This window comes from Kineobactrum salinum, assembly GCF_010669285.1.
Classification (GTDB): Bacteria; Pseudomonadota; Gammaproteobacteria; order Pseudomonadales; family Halieaceae; genus Kineobactrum; species Kineobactrum salinum.
In genome coordinates, this window is the sequence record NZ_CP048711.1 from 919,345 (window position 1) to 941,514 (window position 22,170).

17 protein-coding genes are annotated in these 22,170 nt (G+C 63.0%); 5 read left to right on the forward strand and 12 right to left on the reverse strand.

From position 1 onward, the window contains the following. Positions 1-15 precede the first annotated feature (15 nt). The 4 genes from G3T16_RS04005 to G3T16_RS04020 all read right to left on the reverse strand — a co-directional run bounded on the left by G3T16_RS04005 (position 16) and on the right by G3T16_RS04020 (position 4,344). Complete coding sequence (locus G3T16_RS04005) at positions 16-1,185, reverse strand: ABC transporter permease (protein WP_163493930.1); 1,170 nt, start codon at positions 1,183-1,185, stop codon at positions 16-18. Beyond that, positions 1,182-1,913, reverse strand: a complete 732-nt coding sequence (locus tag G3T16_RS04010) for an ABC transporter ATP-binding protein (RefSeq protein WP_163493931.1) — start codon at positions 1,911-1,913, stop codon at positions 1,182-1,184. Before G3T16_RS04010 ends, G3T16_RS04005 begins: the two co-directional genes overlap by 4 nt. Beyond that, positions 1,910-3,379 carry an alpha/beta hydrolase gene (locus G3T16_RS04015; RefSeq protein WP_163493932.1) on the reverse strand — a complete coding sequence of 490 codons (1,470 nt, stop codon included), beginning with the start codon at positions 3,377-3,379 and terminating at the stop codon, positions 1,910-1,912. Before G3T16_RS04015 ends, G3T16_RS04010 begins: the two co-directional genes overlap by 4 nt. Before the next feature lie 95 nt (positions 3,380-3,474). Continuing rightward, entirely contained in the window at positions 3,475-4,344 is an 870-nt protein-coding gene (locus tag G3T16_RS04020) for a patatin-like phospholipase family protein (RefSeq protein ID WP_163493933.1), read from the reverse strand. 294 nt (positions 4,345-4,638) lie between these two features. Between G3T16_RS04020 and G3T16_RS04025 the strand changes: the two genes are divergently transcribed. Then, a complete protein-coding gene (locus G3T16_RS04025) occupies positions 4,639-5,643 on the forward strand; it encodes a cysteine synthase A (protein ID WP_163493934.1) in 1,005 nt (334 codons plus the stop codon). A gap of 357 nt (positions 5,644-6,000) precedes the next feature. Then, on the forward strand, positions 6,001-7,044 hold the full coding sequence (locus G3T16_RS04030) for an SGNH/GDSL hydrolase family protein (RefSeq protein ID WP_163493935.1): 1,044 nt from the start codon (positions 6,001-6,003) through the stop codon (positions 7,042-7,044). A gap of 49 nt (positions 7,045-7,093) precedes the next feature. Here the strand turns inward: G3T16_RS04030 and amt are convergent, their stop codons facing one another. After that, positions 7,094-10,507, reverse strand: a complete 3,414-nt coding sequence (gene amt / locus G3T16_RS04035; RefSeq protein ID WP_163493936.1) for an ammonium transporter — start codon at positions 10,505-10,507, stop codon at positions 7,094-7,096. A gap of 417 nt (positions 10,508-10,924) precedes the next feature. Between amt and G3T16_RS04040 the strand changes: the two genes are divergently transcribed. Beyond that, complete coding sequence (locus G3T16_RS04040; RefSeq protein WP_163493937.1) at positions 10,925-11,407, forward strand: Hsp20 family protein; 483 nt, start codon at positions 10,925-10,927, stop codon at positions 11,405-11,407. 51 nt (positions 11,408-11,458) lie between these two features. Here the strand turns inward: G3T16_RS04040 and G3T16_RS04045 are convergent, their stop codons facing one another. Both G3T16_RS04045 and G3T16_RS20910 read right to left on the reverse strand, forming a co-directional pair. Then, entirely contained in the window at positions 11,459-12,718 is a 1,260-nt protein-coding gene (locus tag G3T16_RS04045) for a dynamin family protein (protein ID WP_197911879.1), read from the reverse strand. Further along, positions 12,715-12,891 (reverse strand): hypothetical protein, encoded by a 177-nt coding sequence (locus G3T16_RS20910; protein WP_197911880.1) that lies wholly within the window; start codon positions 12,889-12,891, stop codon positions 12,715-12,717. The genes G3T16_RS04045 and G3T16_RS20910 overlap by 4 nt, the downstream gene beginning before the upstream one ends. Positions 12,892-13,062: 171 nt before the next feature. On the opposite strand from G3T16_RS20910, the gene G3T16_RS04050 reads away from it, so the two are divergent. Further along, a complete protein-coding gene (locus G3T16_RS04050; protein ID WP_163493938.1) occupies positions 13,063-14,070 on the forward strand; it encodes a DUF2235 domain-containing protein in 1,008 nt (335 codons plus the stop codon). A 138-nt stretch (positions 14,071-14,208) separates the two neighbouring features. On the opposite strand, the gene G3T16_RS04055 is transcribed toward G3T16_RS04050, so the two are convergent. The 5 genes from G3T16_RS04055 to G3T16_RS20915 form a co-directional block, all read right to left on the reverse strand. Continuing rightward, the gene (locus G3T16_RS04055) at positions 14,209-15,438 is read right to left on the reverse strand and encodes a kelch repeat-containing protein (RefSeq protein WP_163493939.1); all 1,230 of its coding nucleotides are present in this window, start codon (positions 15,436-15,438) and stop codon (positions 14,209-14,211) included. 56 nt (positions 15,439-15,494) lie between these two features. Continuing rightward, positions 15,495-15,944 carry a polysaccharide lyase gene (locus G3T16_RS04060; RefSeq protein ID WP_163493940.1) on the reverse strand — a complete coding sequence of 150 codons (450 nt, stop codon included), beginning with the start codon at positions 15,942-15,944 and terminating at the stop codon, positions 15,495-15,497. Continuing rightward, positions 15,908-16,546 (reverse strand): hypothetical protein, encoded by a 639-nt coding sequence (locus tag G3T16_RS04065; RefSeq protein WP_163493941.1) that lies wholly within the window; start codon positions 16,544-16,546, stop codon positions 15,908-15,910. Before G3T16_RS04065 ends, G3T16_RS04060 begins: the two co-directional genes overlap by 37 nt. Continuing rightward, the gene (locus G3T16_RS04070; protein WP_163493942.1) at positions 16,546-16,914 is read right to left on the reverse strand and encodes a DNRLRE domain-containing protein; all 369 of its coding nucleotides are present in this window, start codon (positions 16,912-16,914) and stop codon (positions 16,546-16,548) included. Before G3T16_RS04070 ends, G3T16_RS04065 begins: the two co-directional genes overlap by 1 nt. A 98-nt stretch (positions 16,915-17,012) precedes the next feature. Further along, on the reverse strand, positions 17,013-21,413 hold the full coding sequence (locus G3T16_RS20915; protein ID WP_197911881.1) for a DNRLRE domain-containing protein: 4,401 nt from the start codon (positions 21,411-21,413) through the stop codon (positions 17,013-17,015). Positions 21,414-21,884: 471 nt separating this feature from the next. Between G3T16_RS20915 and G3T16_RS04105 the strand changes: the two genes are divergently transcribed. Next, positions 21,885-22,136: an acyl carrier protein gene (locus G3T16_RS04105; RefSeq protein ID WP_163493943.1), complete on the forward strand. Its 252-nt coding sequence runs from the start codon at positions 21,885-21,887 to the stop codon at positions 22,134-22,136. Positions 22,137-22,170: the final 34 nt, after the last annotated feature.

Sequence of the window (22,170 nt, forward strand, 5' to 3'; positions counted from 1 at the left end):
CATGGCGCTCCACCTTCAACCCAGCATCGCCTCCCGGCCGTAGAGCCGCGCGGCCAGCGCGCCGAGGCCGAGGCCGTAGCCGAGGGTGGTCAGTGCCGAGACCGCGAAGTGCAGCAGGCCCAGGGATTCGCCCCGGATTATTTCGTTGACCAGTGCGCCCTGGCTCAGGCTGGGTACGAGCATCATCCACAACTCGGTCTGGAATGGCAGGATCAGGATCACGAAGGTGGGGATCATCGGCAGCAACAGCACCAGCGACAGCCAGGTCTGCGCCTCCTTGAAGCTGCGGGTGAAGGCTGCGACCACAGTCAGCAGGGCGGCGCCGAACAGCGCCAGCGGCAGGTTGATCAGCAGGATGTCCAGCGCCATGCGCGGGCTGAAGTTGATTGCCATGCCGATCTCGTGCAGCGGCATCCTGGGAATCACCAGGTAGAACGCGAGCAATGCCAGTACCAGGGCCATCACTGAAAACACGAAGGTGGCCGCGAGCTTGCCTGTCATCAGTGCGCTGCGGGTCAACGGCATTGTCAGCAGTGCCTCCAGCGAACCGCGCTCGCGCTCGCCCGCCGTGGTATCAATGGCCAGGTAGAAGCCCCCCATCAGCATGGAAATCACGATGAGATAGGGCAGCATGCCGAGGATCATTGCCGCGCGCGCCTCCCGCGAGGCGACGTCGATGGTGGCGATCGCTACCGCGTCGACCAGGCGCGGGTCCACCCCGCGGGCGAGCAATCGCAGGCGTCCCACACTGGTGCTGTAGGCGTCCAGCAGGTTGTGGGCACGGCGGATATTGGTCTGGGCCTTGCGGTTGGATTCGTCGACCACCAGTTGCAGCGTGGCGGGAGTACCGGCGCGGAACTCCTCGGCGTAGCCTTCCGGTATCACCAGTACCACCTGATGATTGCCCTCCCGCACCGCCTGCTCGGGGTCCTCGGGCGGCTGCTGGATCTCGACCTCCCGCTGCCGCAGCCACGCCACCAATCCGGGCGCGTGCTCGGCGCCGATCACCGGCAGCTCCAGCGGCCGCTCCAGTTCGCCGGTAGTGATCGTCACCAGCGCCGTCATCGCGACGGCGAAGATCGCGGGACCCAGGATGGGACCCATGATGAATGATGACAGCACGGTGCGCCGGTCACGCAGGTTGTCCAGCATTTCCTTCAGGAAGACTATCCAGGCACCATTCACGGCTTTGCCTCCAGTGGCTGGATCGCGCGGACAAACACCTCTTCCAGATCCTGCTCCTGAAACTGTGCCCGCAGGGCATCGGGTGAGCCACTGGCGACCACCTGGCCGCGGGCAATGATGATGATGTCATCACAGAGCGCGGCCACCTCCTGCATCACGTGGCTGGAAAACAGCACACAGTGCCCTTCCTGGCGCAGGCGCCGGATCAGTTCCCGCAGCGCCCGGGTCGCCATCACGTCCAGGCCGTTGGTGGGCTCGTCCAGCACGATGTTCTTCGGGCTGTGCACCAGAGCCCGGGCCAGCGCGGTCTTGATCCGTTGCCCCTGGGAATAACCCTTGGCCCGGCGATGCTGGAATTCCGCCATCTCCAGCATGTCCACCAGGGTGTCGATGCGGCGCTGCAGTTCCTGTCCGCGCAATCCCGCCAGCTTGCCGAAGTAGGCGATGTTCTCGCGCGCGCTCAGGCGGGGATACAGGCCCGCTCCGTGGGGCAGTACCCCCAGGCAGCGCCTGACCTGCAGCGGCGCCGCGCAGACGTCATGGCCATCGACCCGCGCCGCGCCGCTGTCGGGCTTTACCACGGTGTAGAGCGTGCGCAAGGTGGTGGATTTGCCCGCTCCATTCGGTCCCAGCAGGCCGGTGATGCGCGCATCCGCCGCGCTGAAACTGACACCGTCGACCGCAGTGACGTTGCCAAAACGCTTGCCCAGGGCCTCGACTTCGATCACGGCGTGGGGCCGGTGAAGCTGAGGAAGAACGGCGCGGGCCGCAGCCGCTGGATACAGTCCACCTCAAGCCCGGCAATACTGGCGCTGGCGATAAAGTCCTCCATGATGCGCGGCGTACAGCCACGGGCGTACATGCCGTGCCCCTGCCCCGGCCCCACCACGTGCAGCGCCTCGTCGAGACTGCGCAGCAGGTGCTCGCCGTTGTCCGGCGGCGTCACCGGATCCGCCTCGCCGGACAGGATCAGGGTCGGGATCGCGCTGCGCCAGGGCGCGCGGAAACCGCTGTCCAGTTCGCCCCTGGGCCAGACCGAACACGCCGCCCGCAGGCTCTCCAGCATGCCCACGCCCAGGTAGGTATCCTCGCCGGTATCAGCGCGGTCATCGACATCGTCGCCGGCGGCGGCAATAAAGGGCAGGTCCTCGGTACAGACCACTGCATTGTGCATGCCGGCCGCCAGCGCGTCCTCAAGCTGCCGGCTCAACAGCACTGCCTGCGCCGCCAGTGGCGCGAAGTCTCCCTCCTGCACCGCGCGATCGATCAGCAGAGGCAGCAGCGCGACGGTGCCGGGCGCGTAGCTGAACATGCGCACCACGCCGCGCAGCCAGTCCTCGGTAAACGTGTGTTCGCTCAACTCGGCCGTCGCCGGATCCGCCAGCGTCAGTGTCACCGGCGCTTCGCGCAGGCCTCGCTGCAGCTGCCGGAAATCCCCGGCCAGGCGGGGGAAACGCTCGCGGCAGGCCCGATCCCCGGCACAGCGCCGGAACATCATGTCCAGCGCCCGCTGCGCATCCAGCGAGATGTCGGGCCCCAGCGCTCGATCCAGCGGTACCACGCCGTCGAGTATTACCGAGCGGGTGCGCTCGGGCCAGGCCCGGGCAAACGCCTGGGCAACCCGGGAACCGTAGGAGATCCCGTACAGGTTGACCCGTTCATAGTCCAGCGCCGTGAGCAGCTCGGCGAGATCCCTGATTGCCACGCTGGTGGTATAAAAGCGCGGATCCCCGGGCAGTGCCTGCAGGCATTCCAGCGCCAGCTCCCGCTGCGCCTGTGAACTCAGGGCCGCCGCTTGCCAGTCGTCGGGCAGGGGACAATGCAGGGGATTGGAGTCGCCGGTGCCGCGCTGATCCAGCAATACGATATCCCGGTGCCGGTTGATGCGCGCAAATGCCCGATGGGCCAGCACATAACTTTCCAGCGCCGACTGGCCGGGACCGCCGGTAATGAACACCAGCGGATCCGCCGCCCGCCTGTGCGTGGTGGCGGGCAGTACCGCCACCGCCAGCGACAGGAACCGGCCGCCCGGCGCGTCCCGGTCTTCGGCAACCTCGAAACGGCCGCACTGGGCACTGATACGCTGTGGTGACTGTGCGGCCGCCAGGTGGCAAGGCGCCAGCGTCAGCGCGCGCGCCGGAACAGCGACGAGGCACGGGGCAAGCAGTGCAATGAAAAGAAGCGCGAATCTCATGCAGCGATGGTGCCGCCAGGCCCACCACCGGTCAAGGCACGCTTGTCATCAAAATCCGCCAGTCCGGCCGCGCCGGCTATCGCTATGCCTGACGACTATAGCTGACGGCTACGCCTGGCCAGTTTGACCGGCAACACCTCGGTGGTTATCTCAAAACCGGCCGTATACAACTGGTCTTTCTGCTCCGGGCTGAGACGCATGTCGAAAGGGGACGTGTCGCCGGTTTCGATCACGATCGTCGAGAGCCAGAATTCCTCGTTGATGTATTCGCGGGAGATGGTAGTCATGAAGGTGCGCACCAACATCTCCAGATAGCCGCGCAATGGCAGCACGGAAGGTTTCGGCGGCCGGCGGCCAGGGGTGGTGCTGCGCAGTTTGAACACCACTACCGGCGTCCCGTCGCCGGACCAGTTGCGCTGCAGGGCTTCCTCCGAGAGGATGCTGCCATCCACCAGCAGGTGCGCACCGTGCTCTTTGAAGCTGAACAGAATAGGTACTGACATGGAAAAGCGCACCGCCTGCGACACCCGGGTGGCCGGGTGGCTGTGGCGGCTGAACACCACCGGCTGGCCGGTGCGCACGTCGGTCGCCACCACATGATAGTCCAGCTCCAGCTCGGCAAAGGTCTTGCCATCGACCAGCTCATCCACCCAGGTTTCGAAGCTGTTGCCGTTGGACAGGCCGCCGGTGCGCAGCAGCGATATCAGATTCTGGGCGGAAAAACGCGAGAAATCGGTGTCCTGGGCGATCCGCCGGATATCCGGCACTGAATAACCTGCCGCCAGCAAGGCGCCGACGATACTGCCGCCGGACACGCCCACCAGCGTCCGGTAGCTCAGCCCCAGCTCCGCAATGGCCTGCAGTACCCCGATGTGTGCCGATAGCCGGCCGCCCCCGCCGGCGAGCACCGGAACGATGCGCAGATCCTGATCACGCAGCCCCCGATCGTCCTGGCTCTTGTTCATTCTTGTCTGCCATTCCTGCCGTTCCCGCTGCAGTATAGCCCGCGCCGGGGCGCATAAACCACCTCACATCCCGCGCCCGACGTGTCGTTTTTTACAGGAAACGTGTGATACCTCGAAGGACTCTGCTGCGGGACACCGCAATGAACGAGAGACTGCTAGACTATGTAGGGAGTCTGGAAGTTGTGCCACCGAAACCGATCAGTCCGCGCGAACGGTCCAGCGGTCGCTCGCACAAAATCATGTCGCAACAGTGGCTTCACCCGTGACTACAATCGATCAGCCCAGGAGCGACCGATGCCCGACAAACCACGAATCCTCGACCTCATCGGCAACACTCCCCTGCTGTACTTGCGGGAAGTATCCAAGCTAACCGGTTGCCAAATCTACGGCAAGGCGGAATTCATGAACCCTGGCGGATCGGTGAAGGACCGTACCGCGCTGGGCATTATTCGCGCCGCGGAGGCGGCGGGAGAGCTCCACCCTGGTGGTGTGGTCGTGGAGGGCACAGTGGGCAACACCGGCATCGGGCTGACACTGGTGGCCAACGCCCTGGGCTACCAATCGGTTATCGTTATGCCACAGACTGCCAGCCAGGAAAAGATCGACCAGCTCGAAATGCTGGGAGCGGACCTGATCCTGGTGCCTTCGGCTCCTTACGACAGCCCCCAGCACTACATCCATACCGCCGAGAGTGTGGCCCGGGGCCGGGCCAGTACTGAACCCAACGGCGCCACCTGGGCACGCCAGTTCGACAATCCCGCCAACCGACGGGTCCACTATGAAACCACAGGTCGGGAGATCTGGGCCCAGACCGGGGGTCATGTGGACGGCTTTATCTGCGCTGTGGGTACCGGGGGCACCCTGGCCGGGGTTGCAGCGGCGCTGCGCGAATGCAAGCCCGGAGTGAAGATTGGCCTGGCAGACCCGATGGGCTCGGCGCTGTACAGCCATTTCAATGGTGGCCCGCTACGCGGCGAAGGCAACTCCATAGTCGAGGGCATCGGCGTATCCTTCATGCCGGGCAACCTGGATGGTGTGACGCCGGATTTCAGTTACCAGGTGGACGACGACACCGCCCTGCCGTACATTTTCAACCTGCTCAAGCACGAGGGGATCTCTGTGGGCGGCTCCTCGGGCATCAATATCGCCGGGGCCGTGGCCATGGCGCGGGAACTGGGTCCGGGACACACCATCGTGACGATACTTTGCGATGCCGGCAGCCGCTACCATAGCAAACTGTTCAACCCAGACTTCCTGATGCGGCACAAACTGCCCTTCCCGTCCTGGATGGCCAGCTGAGCCGGCCGGCCAGTGAGTGAGATTCCTGTCAGCCAGCGCCGGGCCCCTCCCAAACCTATCGAGCACTACGCAAATAAAGCCGCGAGTCGCGATGCTGCAATTATGGCGGCCTATGCCCTATGCCAGTGGCAAGACCTGATCCCATGCCCTGACCCCATTCCCGGCTTGTCGGTTTTTTTTACAGCCCGCTGACAGCCGACCATCAATCACCAGTGAAATCAGCGGCTTATAAATTGGCTTGGAAATTGCTGCTAATCTCGCATTGAGTTGACGACGCCAACTTGGTCCGGAATGGCGCATCGGCCATACCGGCAGAATCCCGTTGCCGCCCATAAAAAAACAGATGAGGAATCCACCATGCCTGCAAGCCTCCACTACGCGATGTCCCGGGCATTCGGTCTTGTGCTCGCTCTCACCCTGGCCAGCACCTCCGCGCTGGCCCTGCCCACCTACAGCGACATCTATACTTTCGGTGACAGTCTCTCCGATACGGGGAATCTCGCCAGTCTGTATCCGGATGGCGATCTCGCCCCCGTCGCCGCAACGGTGGGCTATGGCCCCAACGACCGCTTCAGCAACGGCCCGCTCTGGCACGAATACCTGGCCGACACCCTGAGCGTGGCGCGTGCCAGCCACTCTAACGGCGGCGGCAACAGTTATGCCCACGCCGGCGCGCAGGTGAATGACGCTGTCGGCCTGTCGGCCGGGATGCTGACCCAGCATGCCCAGTACAACAGTGCCAGTGGCGGTATTTCTGATCCGGACGCGCTCTACATCGCCTGGGCCGGTGGCAACGACCTGCTGGCGCTGGCGGGCGACGTCAATCCATTGCTGGCGATCGAGGCCCGGCTTGATGCACTGCTGGGAATGCTCACCGGGCTGGTCGACAGCGGCGCCAATACGCTGCTGGTACCCAACCTTCCCGATCTCGGCAGCATCCCGCAACTGGCGGGCTCGGCCAACGCGCCCATCGCAACAGCGCTCACCACCTACTGGAATACCGGGCTGGAACAGCGTCTGCTCGACCTCGGTACCAACAATAGCGCCTCGATCTTCTATTTCGATGTGTTTGGCCTGTTCAACTCCATCCTGGCCAACCCGGCTGCAGCGGGCTTCAGCAATACCACCGAAGGCTGCCGCTACGTGGAAGAGGCCGGGCCCGGGAACCTGCCGACCGAGTTCAGCTGTGCCGGTGCCGACAGCTATCTGTTCTGGGATCAGATGCACCCGACCACCGCCGCCCACCAGCTTCTGGGCAGCAGCGCGTTCGAACTGCTGGCCAGCGGCCAGGCCATCGGCGGACCGGGCCAGGTGCCCGCGCCGCTGACCCTATGGTTGCTGTTGAGCGGCCTGGTGCTGCTGGCCTGGACTGGCCGCGGCGGTATCCGCCACCGGTTGTAGCCTCGCGCTGGCCTGCCGATGCGGGCAACTGGGCGGATCAGCGCGCCGGTCAGCGCGGCATCACCTTGATCCGTCCCAGCTGCTCCAGCGGGGCCGGTTCACTGAGCAGGTAGCCCTGCACATAGTCGATCCCTATCTGGCGCAGCAGGCCCAGGGTCTTGTGGTCCTCGACACACTCGGCGATGGTGTGCAGGCCCATGATGTGGGCGATGTTGTTGATCGAGGCCACCATGGCCTGGTCGATCTCGCAGCCGGCCATGTCGCGAATGAAGATGCCGTCGATCTTGACGTAGTCGACCTCCAGTTTCTTCAGGTAGCCGAAGGACGACAGGCCACTGCCAAAATCGTCCAGCGCAAACCGGCAGCCCAGCCGCCGCAGCTCGGCGATGAAAGTCTGCGCTGCCTCCGGGTCATTCATGGCTGCGGTCTCGGTAATCTCAAAGCAGAGATAGTGGGCCGGGATCCGGTGCCGCTCGATCGCGGACTTGATCAGTTCCAGACATTCCTCGCTGCCGATGGAGACCCCCGACAGATTGATGGCGCAGTGGATGGGACTGTTCTGTGAATGCAGGCGGTCGCCCAGCCAGCCCAGGGTATTGCGGATCACCCACTGGTCAATCTGCGGCATCAGGTCGTAGCGCTCAGCCGCTGGTACAAAGGCGCCCGGCAGCACCAGCTGATTGCGCTCGTCCAGCAGACGCACAAAAATCTCGATATGGGGACTCTGTCCCGGTGCCGGCTCCAGCGCTTCGATGCTCTGGTAGTACAGGCGCAGGCGGTCGCCATCTATGGCCGCCTGAATCTGCGCCGCCCACTGCATCTGCCCCTTGCGCTGATTCAGTTCGGCGTCGTCCGTCACGTACAGGTGCACCCGGTTGCGGCCGGCATCCTTGGCTGCGTAACAGGCCGAGTCGGCGACGCTGAGCAGTTCGTCCAGCGAGGCGCAGTCCTTGCCGAACGGCACCAGGCCGATACTGACTCCGACGGAAAACACCTGTCCCTCCCAGCTAAAGCGGAATTCGCGCACCGCACTGCGCAGCTGCTCGGCGATCCCGCGACCGCGCTCCACCGGGCAGTTGGCCAGCAGGATGCCGAACTCATCGCCACCCAGGCGGGCGAAGGTATCGTTCTGCCGCAACAGTGCCTTCAGCTCCTGGGCAAGCCGGCGCAGCAGGATGTCGCCGGCGCGGTGGCCGCAGGTGTCGTTGACAATCTTGAACTGATCCAGGTCCAGGTAGCAGATCAGGTGCTCGCCGCCGTCGGTACGCGCCGCAAGAACGAGCTGCTCCAGCCGCCGCTCGAACTCGCGCCGGTTGATCAGGCCGGTGAGGGCATCGTGCGCCGCCTGGAAGGTGAGCTTGGCCTGCAATTCGCTATTGCGGGTAATATCCTGCATCGCGACGACCCAGCCCCGGCTGCCACCCGCGGCATCGCGCAGCGGCGCGCAGTTCAACTGCACCAGCGCCGGCTGTCTGTTTCTGCTGAGCAGACTCAGCTGCTGGTATTCCCCCGCGGGCTTGCTGTCGCGGCAGAGCATGGCCACTGAGACATTGTCACCCTCCGCATTCTTCAGCCGGATAACCCGTTCGAGGGGCTGGCCGAAGGCGCTGCCACTGCTCCAGCCGGTCAATTGCCGCGCCACCGGATTGAGGTAGACGGTATTGAGCTGCGCATCACAGGTGATCACCGCCTCGGTAATGGCCTCCAGCGTGACCTGCGCCAGTTCCGAGTGCCGCTGCAGCTGATCCTCCATGCGCCGGCGCTCGGTGATGTCGCGCACCACCGCGCTGTACTGCACCCCATCCTCTAACGGACTGGCCGCCGTAATCACTTCAATCGGCACCACAGCGCCGGAGCCAGTGCGCCCGCTCAACTCGTGGGGCCCCTCGTTGTGGCTGGCGGCGAGCAGGGTCAGCAGGGTGTCCAGCGGCTGGTTGGGGTAGCGCTCGCCGCAATCCGGGTGCAGCAATACCCCTACCGGGTGGCCGACCAGGTGGGGCTCACGGCGGCCAAAAATCTGCTCCGCACCGGGGTTCACACTGGTGATGATGCCCAGCTCACTGAAGGTGATGACGCCGTCGTGCATATCCCGCAGGATCAGCCGGGTGCGGGCAATCATGCGGTTCAGTTTGGCCATGACCTGGTTGTACTTGAACGCGATCTGCCCCACCTCGGTAAACGGCTCCACCGGCACCCGGCGCTCCGTATCACCACTGAGCTCCTGTTCATTCATGGCCTGCAGCAACTGGGTCAGTTCGGTGGAGGCGCCGTGCTCGGAACTGTTGAGCCCCTCCTGCTCGGCTTCGGCCGTGACCCGCAACGGAATAAAACGACGCATCACCAACAGGAACAGCAATGCCAGGCTGAAGGCCCAGGCGGCGCAGATCAACACTCCCTGCAACTGCACCAGCAGCTGCGCACCCCGGCCCAGGCCGGTGCCCAGCAGCAGCGGATCGCCGAACAGGGCGACCGCCAATGTGCCCCAGATACCCGCGCCCAGGTGCACCGGAGTCGCTCCGATGGCGTCGTCCAGCTGCAACCGCAGCAACAGAAGTTCGGTGCCGCGCATGCAGAGCGCGCCGATCGCACCGATCACTACCGCCTGCGGGGTGGATACCGCGTGACAGCCCGCGGTGATCGCCACCAGCCCCGCCAGGGTACCGTTGATGGTGATCTGGGAAGTCATATTGCCCACCGGCTGGTAGTGGCCCAGCAACATCCCGGTAATACCGCCGGCCGCGGCGGCCATCAGGGTGTTGACAATAATGCCGGGGATGGCCTGGGAGAAGGCCAGCGTACTGCCGCCATTGAAGCCGATCCAGCCAATGATGAAAAACATCATGCCCAGCATGGCAAAGGGCAGATTGCTGCCGGGTATGGACTGCGGCTGTCCCTCGACGAAGCGGCCCTGGCGCGGGCCAATCACAATGATCGCTGCCAGCGACACCCAGCCGCCGAGGCTGTGCACCACCGTACTGCCGGCAAAATCCACGAAGCCGCGCGCCGCCAGCCAGCCCGGCGGCCCGCCCAGCGCGCCGCCCCAAGCCAGGTGGCCAAATACCGGGTAGATCACCACGGCGATCAGCGCCGTCAACAGGATGTAGGTGGCGAACCGGCTGCGCTCGGCAATCGCACCGGAGACAATGGTTGCGGCGGTGGCACAGAAGGTCAGTTGAAAGAAGAAGAAACAGGCATCCCAGAACTCGCGCCGGCTAAAGTCCGCCGCCACCAGGCCGAGATCCAGCTCCAGTCCGGCGTGGGCACCAAACATCAGGCTGAAGCCCACCAGCCAGAACAGGGCGCTGGTCACCAGCAGGTCCAGGGCATTCTTCAATGCGACATTGATCGCGTTCTTGCTCCGGGTCAGGCCCGACTCCAGGCACAGAAACCCGCCCTGCATGACCAGCACCAGCACTGCTGCCAGCAGTAGCCACAGGGCATCAAAGGCTTGTTGGTCCGACAAGAAGACTCTCCGGAGTATGTCGTCGGCATGGTTACAGCAATTAGCGGGCCAACTACATCATTGGCGGCAAACATACCCTGAAATCCCGCAAGGAGCCGCCGGATATACTTGATAGAGAAGGCGCCACAGACTCCCGGGCCGGGGGCACCCGCGCAGAGCGCACCGAAACAGGGCCCGGCACGGGCCATTCACGGGCACAAGCCGCTCTCCGCACCCCATCTGGGTGCGCCGCCAGGCTCACCTGTACCCCCACGGGGGCGCCACTGCCGGGCCTGGAAAAGTGCACAAAAACGGCGCCCCGGGGTCTTGAAATCCGTTGCCGCGTACCTATATTTCCCACTACCGGGTTGCGTCCCGCCGGGAGCGGCCCGGCCACTGATTGTTTTTGTTTCGTGTTGCTCTAATGGAGGATATGTCATGAATACAATTGATCTCACACCGCTGTATCGCAATAGCGTAGGCTTCGATCGGCTGGCATCCATGCTCGACAGCGCATTCCGCAACGAAGCGCACAGTGCGGGGTACCCGCCCTACAACATCGAAGCGCTGGATGATACCCGCTATGCCATCACGCTGGCCGTGGCCGGGTTCGAACGCCCGGAACTGGATATTCAGGTCGAGGGCGGCGTGCTGACCGTCAGCGGGAAAAAAGGCGAGGAAGACAAGCGCGACTACCTGTACCGCGGCATCGCGAACAGGGCCTTCGAGCGCAAATTCAACCTGGCCGAGCATGTGGAAGTCAACGGCGCCGAGTTGGAAAACGGGCTGTTGACCATCCGTCTGGTCAAGGAAGTACCGGAAGCCATGAAGCCGCGCCGCATTGACATCAATGCCGGCAGCGACGTGCTGGAACATGACAACCAGCGCGCCGGCAAGCTGGAGCAAAGCGCCGCGGCCTAACTACTCCCGGGGCCCGCGAACGATTCGGGGCCCCGTCTTGCCAGGGCTGGTCTAAGGCTGTTCCCGACCCGAGGGGCTGGCGTACTGGTCGTTCAGCGATTGCACAAAGTCATCGGCCTCCGCCAGCACATTTTCCAGCTTGCGCCGTTGGAACAGCCCCCAGCCACGCGGCGCGGCGCTGGCCAGTGAGCTCCACCAGGCCTTCACGTTCCAGGTAAAGGCCCGCTGCAGGGCAGTGCGGTCCCGCTCGGGGAGATCGCTGTGTTGCAAGCCGCGCAGCACACTGTGGCCCGCCAGTTGCCGCAGTTTGCCGTGCAGGAACAAGACAAACACTGCGGCAATCGCCGCCACGGCAATCTGCAATTCCAGCTCCAGCCGGGCAAAGGGCATCAGGTAGAAGCCCTGCCAGTGTCCGCCCTGCCAGCTCCACCACAGCAGCAGCCCCACCAGCACTGCGAATACCGAACCGCTGAGCCAGAATGTGCGGCGGCGCCAGCGGCGCCTGGCATCGGCCAGCCGGGGCACCAGCACATCGCGGATCTGCCGGGCGGTTTTCTCCAGGACACCCACGACCCGGTAGGCCCGCTCCACCTCGACCTGGCGAATGCGCGCCTCGATGGCGTCGAGGTCCTCGTCCCGCTTGCGCTCCAGGCGCTCACGTAATTGGGTGTCCTCCACCGGCAATGCCACGTCCCGGGCATAGATCCGGTAGAAGCGGCCCGCGGTCAGGCCCTGCTGGGCCAGCGCCCGCTGCCAGGCCGCGACCACTTCTTCCGGGTTGTCTTCGCGCGCGGTGTTGTCGATCTGGTTCAGGATATACAGGAATTTGGTGGAATCCGGCCGCTGCACGGTATTGCCCACCAGGTGCTTCAGGGTATCGAGCATCGCCCCGGGCTCGGGATGGCGGGCATCAAAAAACACCAGTACCAGATCCGACAGGTCGATAATATGGTCGGTAATCAACAGCGTGGAATTGCGCTGCAGGTCGGCGTCAAAGCCCGGCGAGTCGATGAATATCTTGCCCCGCAGCGACTCCGCCTGCACCGTCTTCAACTGCAGGTAGGAGTCCACCCGGCGTCCTTCGCCCGCCGCCACGTTCTCGATATCGCGGCTGATCTGGTAGAACGGAAACCGCGGGTCGCTGTCCAGCGCCAACCCCGGCAATGAGGTCGTGGTATCGCCTGCCCCATAGCAGATAACCGTAAACTTGTCGTCCACGGCCTGGTTGCCGGTACGCTGCAACTGCTCGCCGACGTACTGGTTCATGAAAGTCGACTTGCCTGCGGAAAATGTGCCCAGGACCGAGATCACCGGCCACCAGGATACCTGCGTAGCGAAGGAATCCTCGGGGCCATCAATCCGAGCTTGCGCGCCACCCGGTCCAGTTTCTGGAAACTCTGGACGCAGCCCGCCAGAACCGGGTTCTCCTGCTTGAGGTGTTGCTCCAGGCGCTTGATCCGCTCTTGCGTTACATTCTTGCTCATGCAGACTCTCCGCGGAGGATTGAGCTTCACTATAGAGCGCGAACCTCATCCAGTGCAAACCCTGCCCGCGGCGTTACAGCAACAACTCGGGCCGTGGCAACGAGCTGGCCGTCGCAACAAAAAAGATAGGCTATACTGGATCGAGATCACCAACCTGGAGAGGGCCTCTGCGTGAGCAAGAATCTGGTGGTATGTGCCGACGGCACCTGGAACCGGCCGGAAGAAGACCTGGACAAGGACTTTCCCACCAATGTGCTGCGCCTGGCACGCGCCGTACAACCCAAGGCGGAAGACGGCCGGCCCCAGCATGTGTTTTACGACTGGGGCATCGGCTCCTACCACAGCCGCGTGATTGGCGGTGCCACCGGAAGTGGTATCCACAAGAACATCATGGATGCCTATCGCTACATCGTCCAGAACTACACGCCGGACACCCGGCTGTATCTGTTCGGTTTCAGCCGCGGGGCCTATACCGTGCGCTCCCTGTGCGGGCTGATCAACAATTGCGGCATCCTCAAGCGGCCCCATGCACGGCTGATCCAGCGGGCCTTTGACCACTACAAGCGAGTGGGCTCCGCCTACGCGCCCGCCGGCAGCAAATCGGTCAGCTTCCGCAGGGCCTACAGCCACGAGCACCGGAATATCCACTTTATCGGCGTCTGGGATACGGTCGGTGCCCTGGGTGTGCCGTTCTCGCTGCTGGGCCTGCTGGACCGCAAGGACGAGTTCTACGATACCAAGCTGGGCGACAATGTGCGCACCGCCCGCCATGCGCTGGCCATCGACGAACGGCGGGAGGATTTCGAACCGACCCTGTGGCAACCCCGCCCCGGACTCAACCTGCGGCAGGTCTGGTTCGCCGGCGCCCACGGCGACATCGGCGGCAGCTACCCACCCGACAAACAGGGCCGGCTGGCCTCGGACTATGCCCTGCAATGGATGCTGGAGGAGGCCGGCGCCGCGGGCCTGGCGCTGGAACCGCACCTGACAACCTCCCTGAAACCCAGCCCCAGGGCGCCGATACACCATTCGCGCCGGCATATTTTCCGCTTCGCCAAACCGCTGATCCGGCCGCTGCAGATAGCCGGCATTCCGACAGAGATCCATCGCTCGGTAGTGGCCAGGGTGAGGGCTGACAGCAGTTACCGGCCGCCGAATCCGGGGTTTGTTGGTAGTTGAGAATCAGGAGACCTGGCAGAAGTCAGGTAGACTGCTTCGCCAGGAACCCGATCTGGTGCCGCACAATTACCGCGGCGGCGCAGGCTGCAACCTCAGACGCGCTTGCGACGACTGGCGGAAAGTGACCTGCAGTCAGCGCTATGCGGGGTCAGGCTGGCCACCGTCATAGCGGTAGGCCCACACTAACCTGTCGAGAATCACCACCAGTACCCCGCGAGCCACATCCAGGTAGGCCAGGCGCTTGCGGCCGGAGGGCATCGGTTCTCCGTCCGGCTCCAGCTGCTGCCAGTTGGCGTCGTCCGGGTTGTAGGCCCACAGGCGATTGCCGCGGAATTCCAGCAGCAGGCCGTGGCCGGAGACGGGGTCGTGATGAAATACGCTGCGGGCGTCATGCCCGAACGGTACGTGATCCGCGTCACTTTCAGCTCTCAGGACACGTTGCCAGCGCTGTTTCGCAACGTCGAAGTGATAGGTATTGCGTTCACTCTGGGCGACGATAATGTTCCTGTCGGGGTCATAATAGGCAACCTGCTCCGGAGGCGGCGCATGGCGCTGAAATTCAGCTTCGTCGGTACCGCTGTCGAACCGGGCCCATTTCTGGTCTGCCGCCCGGTACAGCCAACTGGCGCGCATCTTCCAGTTGTTGGTATGCCAGATCGCACCATCCAGCGCCGGCACATATTCGAGCAGGCCACCAAAGGGGGCGCGCGGCCATGGCCGTGAGGTATGAATGAAAGACCATTGGCGGTCGTGGGGATCAAAGGCCCACAGCGGCGGGCCTTTGAATCGATCGCGTGGATCAGCCCCAATAGTACGCACGGCACGATCCTGGTCGGTCACCCAGGTGTTCATAAACAGCAGTTGCCGACGTTTGGTGTCGTAGGTAATTCCCCACCAGGTGTGGGCGATAATGGCAGGGCCGCCGCGCAGGGTTTGCAGCACGCCGTCGCGGTATTCGACGTCGCTGGAATCAGTGCCCAGACCCTTGTAGCTGCGTGGCTGGTCCGGGGCGTATAACAGGATCCACTGCATCTTGGCCAGGTCGAATGCCCAGACGTCATTCAGTCTATGTGGCGAGCCGTGGTTCGCACCGGTAAACAGTGCCTGTTTCAGCTCCGGAGCCCAGACCATCTTGATGGAATAATCTCTCCCCTGTGGACCGGTACGATGCAAACCGAACTTCCGCGCGACATCATTGATGTCGCCAACGACACTCGCCTTGCCGAGGATGGTCGCCTGGTTCGGTGCCAGCGCATCTATCTGCGCCAGATGGGATGGAGCATCATCCGCCGCGGCTGTGTGGCCACCCAGTAACAGCAGCAGCAACCCGACGGTTTTAAAAATCGATTGCAGAGTTCCTCGTTCCAACCATCGCCGTCTGGGCGGGTATGCCACCTTGGATAACGCTTCATGTAAGCCACGTTTCAAGGAGACGACTCGGTCAGAGGCCCGATGTATTGTCGCGCAATGACGACGTTATCGAGGTAGGCACTCATGTCCCGCGGAGCGGGACGAACACCGCCGTGGTAGATGTTCATCCAGACACTTTCAATGCGCAGGGCATCCGTGTCCCGGAAATTCAACTCGTCGCGTTCATACACCAGGTGGCCGTTGATCCAGGCCCGGAATACGCCATCGCGCCTGCCCGGTGTATTGAGCTTGAGATACTGCTCTATCGCATACCATTGATTATTGGCCAACAATCCGCCGGGGCCGAGGTTCCAACCCCAGTGGTTGCCGGAATTGCCTTTCATGTCGGCGTGATACACATAGGAGCCAATCGGGGTCAGCGCGGGCATGTCACCCGCTCCGGGCAACCGCGTGGAGAAAGCGCCTCTCACCGACCAGCCGTTGCTGCCATCCGACTTACGCATTCCCCAGCCCGCCTTGCCGTAGGTCCCGCGAGGCCCGGCAGCTTGCCGCCATCCAGGTCCGGGCTCCAGTTATCACCGAAGCGCAGGTAATAACGGAAATAGATTTCTTCGGGTTCTTCCGCGTGATGTTTCGCGAACAGGTAGCGCAGATTGAGCGCCATGTTCTCGCCCTGCTTCAATGTGGTTTTCAAGGCGGGGCCGGAGATGGGCTGGAACGCGTTACCTTCATCCTTTGTCACCACAGACATTTCGCCGCGAGTCATCTGATGCCAGTGCTGCAACCAGTCCCGCTCTTCGAACCCGCTGTGGAACAGTACCTGGGAGTCATCCCCGATGCCCCTGTCTCCGGGGTAACGACTGGCGAGGCCATCTTCGCGCGCCGCGTTTTCCTGCGCCCAGGGCGGCTGGGTACTGAATACTGCTATTTCCATCGAGCGCCCAAAGAAACGGCTGGGGGCCAGAATCAGGGTAGCGCTGGTCAGATCAGCGGCCTCTTCTTCGGGCAGATCAAAAACCAGCAACGCGTTTTTGTCGGGGCCAACAACCAGGTTCTTGCTTTGACCGAGGCTGCGAAAGGTAGAGCAGTCCAATGAGGAATCCATCAGGGGGCATGTTGCGTGGCGGGGCGGCCACGCCACTCAAGCTCCAGTACAGGAGCGGTGCCGGTGTCCGTTTCCCGGCTGTCGAAACGGACTATGCCCTGACCTCCCCGAGATCTGAGCAATACCCCGGTATTCGGGCGCGAACCGTTCAGCCAGTCCCTGGCGAGACTCGTGATATCGAGTTGGAGACCCGCGCTGAGGGCCGTATTACCCAACCTGGCGGTAGCGACCGGCGCGGGGCCATGCATTACGCCTTCCTGGTCGACCCAGTCCCCAAGTTTTTGCTGCCAGCCAAGCCGTCCCGCGAGAGAGTAGTTGGCACAGGTCACACCCTTGGGGCCATCGCTCAAAGCGCGCGGCGCAGCCACAGCTCCAGAACCTGCCGATGCCAGCAGAACAACCGCAATCACCAGGCCGGCAATGCCAGCCGGTCTGTTTCTGCGACCAGTCGAATACCTGATAAAGCCTAATCCTCCGCGATACGCCAGGTGATTTTAAGTTTGGGCCGCAGACTCGCATCCGTTATGTATTCACTGGAGCGTAACTCTTTGCGGTTGCCATTGCCGGAAAGTTGCAGCATACGCCAGCCGTAATTGGGCAGTCCAGTAGCCACTGCCTGCAGACGTGCAGTGACATCAAAGCTGACCCAGCCAGAATTCCAGGGGGAACTCACCTGCGCATCGGGCTCGGCTTCGTAGTCACTGCCTGCCCCGCGAGCCCCTGCCACCGTCCAATTCACGCCATCTTGTGCCTGGTTCCAGGTGGCTTCTGATTCCACCCAGTTGATTTTCATCGCGTGCAGCGCAATGACATTGTCGTACGCGCCCTTGTGCACACTGAGCGTGGCCGACTCAATGATCGCATCCTGGGGGATCGGACCTCCCTCCGGTACAAACGTCGCGAAGCGGATCAATGGCGCGTAATTGCCAAGGTCGAAGTCCATCCTGCTGCTGCCACCAAAGCTGAGGCTTGAGTGATAGCGGGACAGGTAGGTATCCGCCACGTCGCCAGACGTCAGGCCGCGCTGCAGTACTGTCACCTGGGGCTCGTCCGGGACACCGGGGCCCGGGTCACCTGGATCGCCTGGATCGCCCGGATCGCCCGGATCGCCTGGATCGCCTGGATCGCCTGGATCGCCTGGATCGCCTGGATCGCCTGGATCGCCCGGATCGCCCGGATCGCCCGGATCACCCGGATCGCCTGGATCGCCCGGATCACCCGGATCACCCGGATCGCCTGGATCGCCCGGATCACCCGGATCACCCGGATCGCCCGGATCACCCGGATCACCCGGATCACCCGGATCGCCTGGATCGCCTGGATCGCCTGGATCGCCTGGATCGCCTGGATCGCCTGGATCGCCCGGATCGCCTGGATCGCCCGGATCGCCCGGATCACCCGGATCACCTGGATCGCCTGGATCACCCGGGTCACCCGGGTCACCCGGATCGCCTGGGTCACCGCTCTGCATACGCCAACTCAATTCCAGCGTCGGACGTTGCTCTACGTCACTGCTGTACTCGCTGGAACGGAACTGCTTGCGGTTGCTGTTGCCCGACAGTTGCCGCAGGCGCCAGCCATAATTAGCGGCCCCATCCGACACCATTTGCAAACGGGCCTTCACATCGAATTCGATCCAGCCTGATGAAAACGGTGTGCTGAGCTGCGCATCCGCCTGCTCCGCATAATCGCTGCCAGCTCCTCGCGCACCCGATACCGACCACGACGAACCCGCGGCCGGGCGGTTCCAGCTGGCCTGACTTTCTGTCCAGGGCACCAGCATCGCGTGCAGTGCCACCACATTGTCATAGGCACCCTTGTGCAGTTTCAGCCGGGCCGACTCTATTACCGCACCATCCGGTACCGGCCCTCCTTCCGAGGCAAACACGGCGTACTTCAGCAACGGCACGTAATTGTCGCGATCGAATTCCATCCGGGAGCTGCCGCCAAAGCTGGTGGACTTGTGGTAATTGGACAGGTAGCTGTCTGCAACACCAGCGTAGCCGTCCAGCCCCCTCCGCAACACTGTGGTTACCAACTCCCCGTCCGGGGGCGGAGGTTCAGCCTGGATCTGCAGGGTCACGGCACTGGACAGCGTTTTCGCGCCCTCGTCATCCGTCGCTTCAGCGCTAAGCTCGACGCTGCCTGTACCACTGACCGTCCACTCCACCGAGTACGGCGCCTGGTTGGTCATGCTCACCACCTCGCCGTCAACGCGGAAGCTGACTTGGGAGACGGAGCCGTCAGCGTCGGTGGCGGTTGCGGTCAACGTCAGTACTTCACCTGCTGTCGCGATAGTGCCAGCAGCCGGACTGGTCAATGCCACTTCGGGGGGCTGATTGTCAGGTTCACCCGGATCGCCCGGATCGCCCGGATCACCCGGATCGCCCGGATCGCCCGGATCGCCCGGATCGCCCGGATCACCCGGGTCACCCGGATCGCCCGGATCGCCTGGATCACCGCTCTGCATACGCCAACTCAATTCCAGCGTCGGACGTTGCTCTACGTCACTGCTGTACTCGCTGGAACGGAACTGCTTGCGGTTGCTGTTGCCCGACAGTTGCCGCAGGCGCCAGCCATAATTAGCGGCCCCATCCGACACCATTTGCAAACGGGCCTTCACATCGAATTCGATCCAGCCTGATGAAAACGGTGTGCTGAGCTGCGCATCCGCCTGCTCCGCATAATCGCTGCCAGCTCCTCGCGCACCCGATACCGACCACGACGAACCCGCGGCCGGGCGGTTCCAGCTGGCCTGACTTTCTGTCCAGGGCACCAGCATCGCGTGCAGTGCCACCACATTGTCATAGGCACCCTTGTGCAGTTTCAGCCGGGCCGACTCTATTACCGCACCATCCGGTACCGGCCCTCCTTCCGAGGCAAACACGGCGTACTTCAGCAACGGTACGTAATTGTCGCGGTCGAATTCCATCCGGGAGCTGCCGCCAAAGCTGGTGGACTTGTGGTAATTGGACAGGTAGCTGTCTGCAACACCAGCGTAGCCGTCCAGCCCCCTCCGCAACACTGTGGTTACCAACTCCCCGTCCGGGGGCGGAGGTTCAGCCTGGATCTGCAGGGTCACGGCACTGGACAGCGTTTTCGCGCCCTCGTCATCCGTCGCTTCAGCGCTAAGCTCGACGCTGCCTGTACCACTGACCGTCCACTCCACCGAGTACGGCGCCTGGTTGGTCATGCTCACCACCTCGCCGTCAACGCGGAAGCTGACCCAGGAGACCGAACCGTCAGCGTCGGTGGCGGTTGCGGCCAACGTCAGTACTTCACCTGCTGTCGCGATAGTGCCAGCAGCCGGACTGGTCAATGCCACTTCGGGGGGCTGATTGTCAGGTTCACCCGGATCACCCGGATCACCCGGATCGCCCGGATCACCCGGATCACCCGGGTCACCTGGATCACCTGGCTCGACCCATCCAGCTGGCTTGTATACCCAGACATTGCCCTGGCTGGTGTTTTCAATACCGACGAAGACGTCGAAACCGGCGGCGTACTTCCATTTTCCCAGGATCCCCGTTCCCACCCAGTTGGGTGGAACTTCCCCGGACGCAGGCTGCAGGAATGCTTCCCAGCCCTCGGTCGACAGTGGACTCGGAGGCACGATCCGCCACGTCTCCCCGGCACCACACCACAGCAGGAAATCGGTTCCCACCGGGTCATAGTCCATCGCGCAATCGCGTATCTGGCGGCCAATACCATTGAGCTGGGCCACCAGGTCTGCTATGGACCCTGTCACTGCCACGCGGTGTTCCCGGTTGTCGGTGCCCGGTGTCGTGAGATCCCAGTAATAAAACGGGCTGCTATTGCTACCGGTGCGCACGACGGCATTGGCAACCGGATCGTGGGCACAGGTAGTCTGCGCCGAGGGGCTGGACCAGTACCTACCGACCCGGGATATCTGATCCAGCCAGGGGTCATCGAGATTGGGAATGGCATAGCGATAAAGGTCGAGTGCCGTGCCACCGCCGGTACGCGCACCGATGAACACCACGCTGTCCTCCCCTGGCGTGTTGCTGACAGCGGTACAGCCATTGACATGCGAGCGGGGCATCACCGAACCGGCAAGATGCTTGTAAATATCCCGGTTCTCCCACATCTGACCGCCGACGATCTCGCTGTAGGGCGCCACCCGCTGAACATGGGAACCGGTAGTACCACCGACCTTGTCGGGGTCGGCTCGCGAGGGGTCAAACAGATAGGGTCCGGTGCGCCGCAAAACCCCAGGATCGCTTTCACTCGGCATTGTGTAGGCGCCGCCGGTGTTGTAGATGGCGCCGCCGAAATTCAGATAGCGATCAATCCCCGGAAGATAGACCGCGTTGTCATAAGTGTGGGCAGAAGTAGGAGCCGCATTGGCGCCGTCAATCGCAGTCCAGGTATTGGAACCCACGTACAGAGTTTCGCTGGGCAGCGCTGCACGCTCCCATTGCAGGCTGCGGGCCCGCCAGCGGTAGACGTCGTTGCCTGCGTAATTGGCGTGGCCCCCGCCGTAGAGGATCAAGTCTCCCCGAAGCTGGTCCCAGGCGAAACTGCTCCACGAACCGATGATTTTTGACGGCGTGGGATTTCCGTTGTTGTATTGCGGGCGCAGACTGGGTGGCGTCCAGACTGCCGAGAACGGGTTGCTGTTGACCTTGGCCCAGGAGCCTTCCGGCATCGCTGCCACGATATCCAACAGCGGCCCCTCTGCATAAGGCTGAGCCAGGCTCCTGTGTGGCGCGATAGCCAACACAAGCAACACAGCCAGCACTGCAAGGCTGCTGCGGCCAGACACGCCAGCGCCAAAAATCCCGTTCACCGAGCGTCGGCCGCAACTGTCGCGGCGTGACCGGGCCGTCGCCAGGTCAAACGTCATCGGACAAAAACCGCTGCACGGCCCGTGTGGTTGCCGCTGTGATCATACAAAACTCCCCCCCGGCGGCTGTCCTCAATGGTGTGAGAAAGCACGCGTTTTATCTCTTGCTGACCTTTCACCAAAGCCATCCTGCTGTCTGTTAAGCAAGTATTACGCCAGAAAGAGAAATGCCAGCGATTCCGGAAACTTGTCCAATCGCGGTGGGACCCGGCAGGGGCTGTCATGGCGAAGGTGTAAAATATTGTGACATCTTCAGCTCGTTTCTAGGCATTGTGAACGAGACTATTGCCGAAACGGGGGTTCCGCATATCGCGGCGTTTCGTCCCCGCCGCACTCGCAGGCATAGCGAAAGGAGGGTGTCACACTCAGGCACAGCCGGCAGCGAGGTTGTTTTTGCGCTCATTCTTAATCTACAATGCCGCGCTTATTCTGGTCGCCACGCGATGTCGCCGCACCCTGGGAGCCCATACCATGCAAGCACTTGAACTGACCCAGAGCCTGGTTCGTTCCTGCCTCAACCTGAGCGAAACTGAGCCACTGTCAGCAGATACCTATCTCATGGGCGGCTTTCCCGAATTCGATTCCCTGACCATCACTACCCTGATCACGCGGATTGAGGAAGCGATCGGCTGCGAGATCGACGACGACGAGATCAGCGGCGAGACGTTCGAGACAGTAGGTACGCTGGCTGAATTCGTGAGCCAGAAGATGGAACAGGGCTGACCTCCCTCTGGCTGTAGATCGGCGAGGTCCGCGC

What these genes read in the sequence shown, in the direction of transcription:
- G3T16_RS04030 (WP_163493935.1), top strand. Translation starts at nt 6,001, where the DNA reads ATGCCTGCAAGCCTCCACTACGCGATGTCCCGGGCATTCGGTCTTGTG.
- G3T16_RS04065 (WP_163493941.1), bottom strand. Translation starts at nt 16,546, where the DNA reads ATGGATTCCTCATTGGACTGCTCTACCTTTCGCAGCCTCGGTCAAAGC.
- G3T16_RS20910 (WP_197911880.1), bottom strand. Translation starts at nt 12,891, where the DNA reads ATGAGCAAGAATGTAACGCAAGAGCGGATCAAGCGCCTGGAGCAACAC.
- G3T16_RS04015 (WP_163493932.1), bottom strand. Translation starts at nt 3,379, where the DNA reads ATGAGATTCGCGCTTCTTTTCATTGCACTGCTTGCCCCGTGCCTCGTC.
- G3T16_RS04105 (WP_163493943.1), top strand. Translation starts at nt 21,885, where the DNA reads ATGCAAGCACTTGAACTGACCCAGAGCCTGGTTCGTTCCTGCCTCAAC.
- G3T16_RS20915 (WP_197911881.1), bottom strand. Translation starts at nt 21,413, where the DNA reads ATGACGTTTGACCTGGCGACGGCCCGGTCACGCCGCGACAGTTGCGGC.
- G3T16_RS04020 (WP_163493933.1), bottom strand. Translation starts at nt 4,344, where the DNA reads ATGAACAAGAGCCAGGACGATCGGGGGCTGCGTGATCAGGATCTGCGC.
- G3T16_RS04060 (WP_163493940.1), bottom strand. Translation starts at nt 15,944, where the DNA reads ATGCGTAAGTCGGATGGCAGCAACGGCTGGTCGGTGAGAGGCGCTTTC.
- G3T16_RS04025 (WP_163493934.1), top strand. Translation starts at nt 4,639, where the DNA reads ATGCCCGACAAACCACGAATCCTCGACCTCATCGGCAACACTCCCCTG.
- G3T16_RS04040 (WP_163493937.1), top strand. Translation starts at nt 10,925, where the DNA reads ATGAATACAATTGATCTCACACCGCTGTATCGCAATAGCGTAGGCTTC.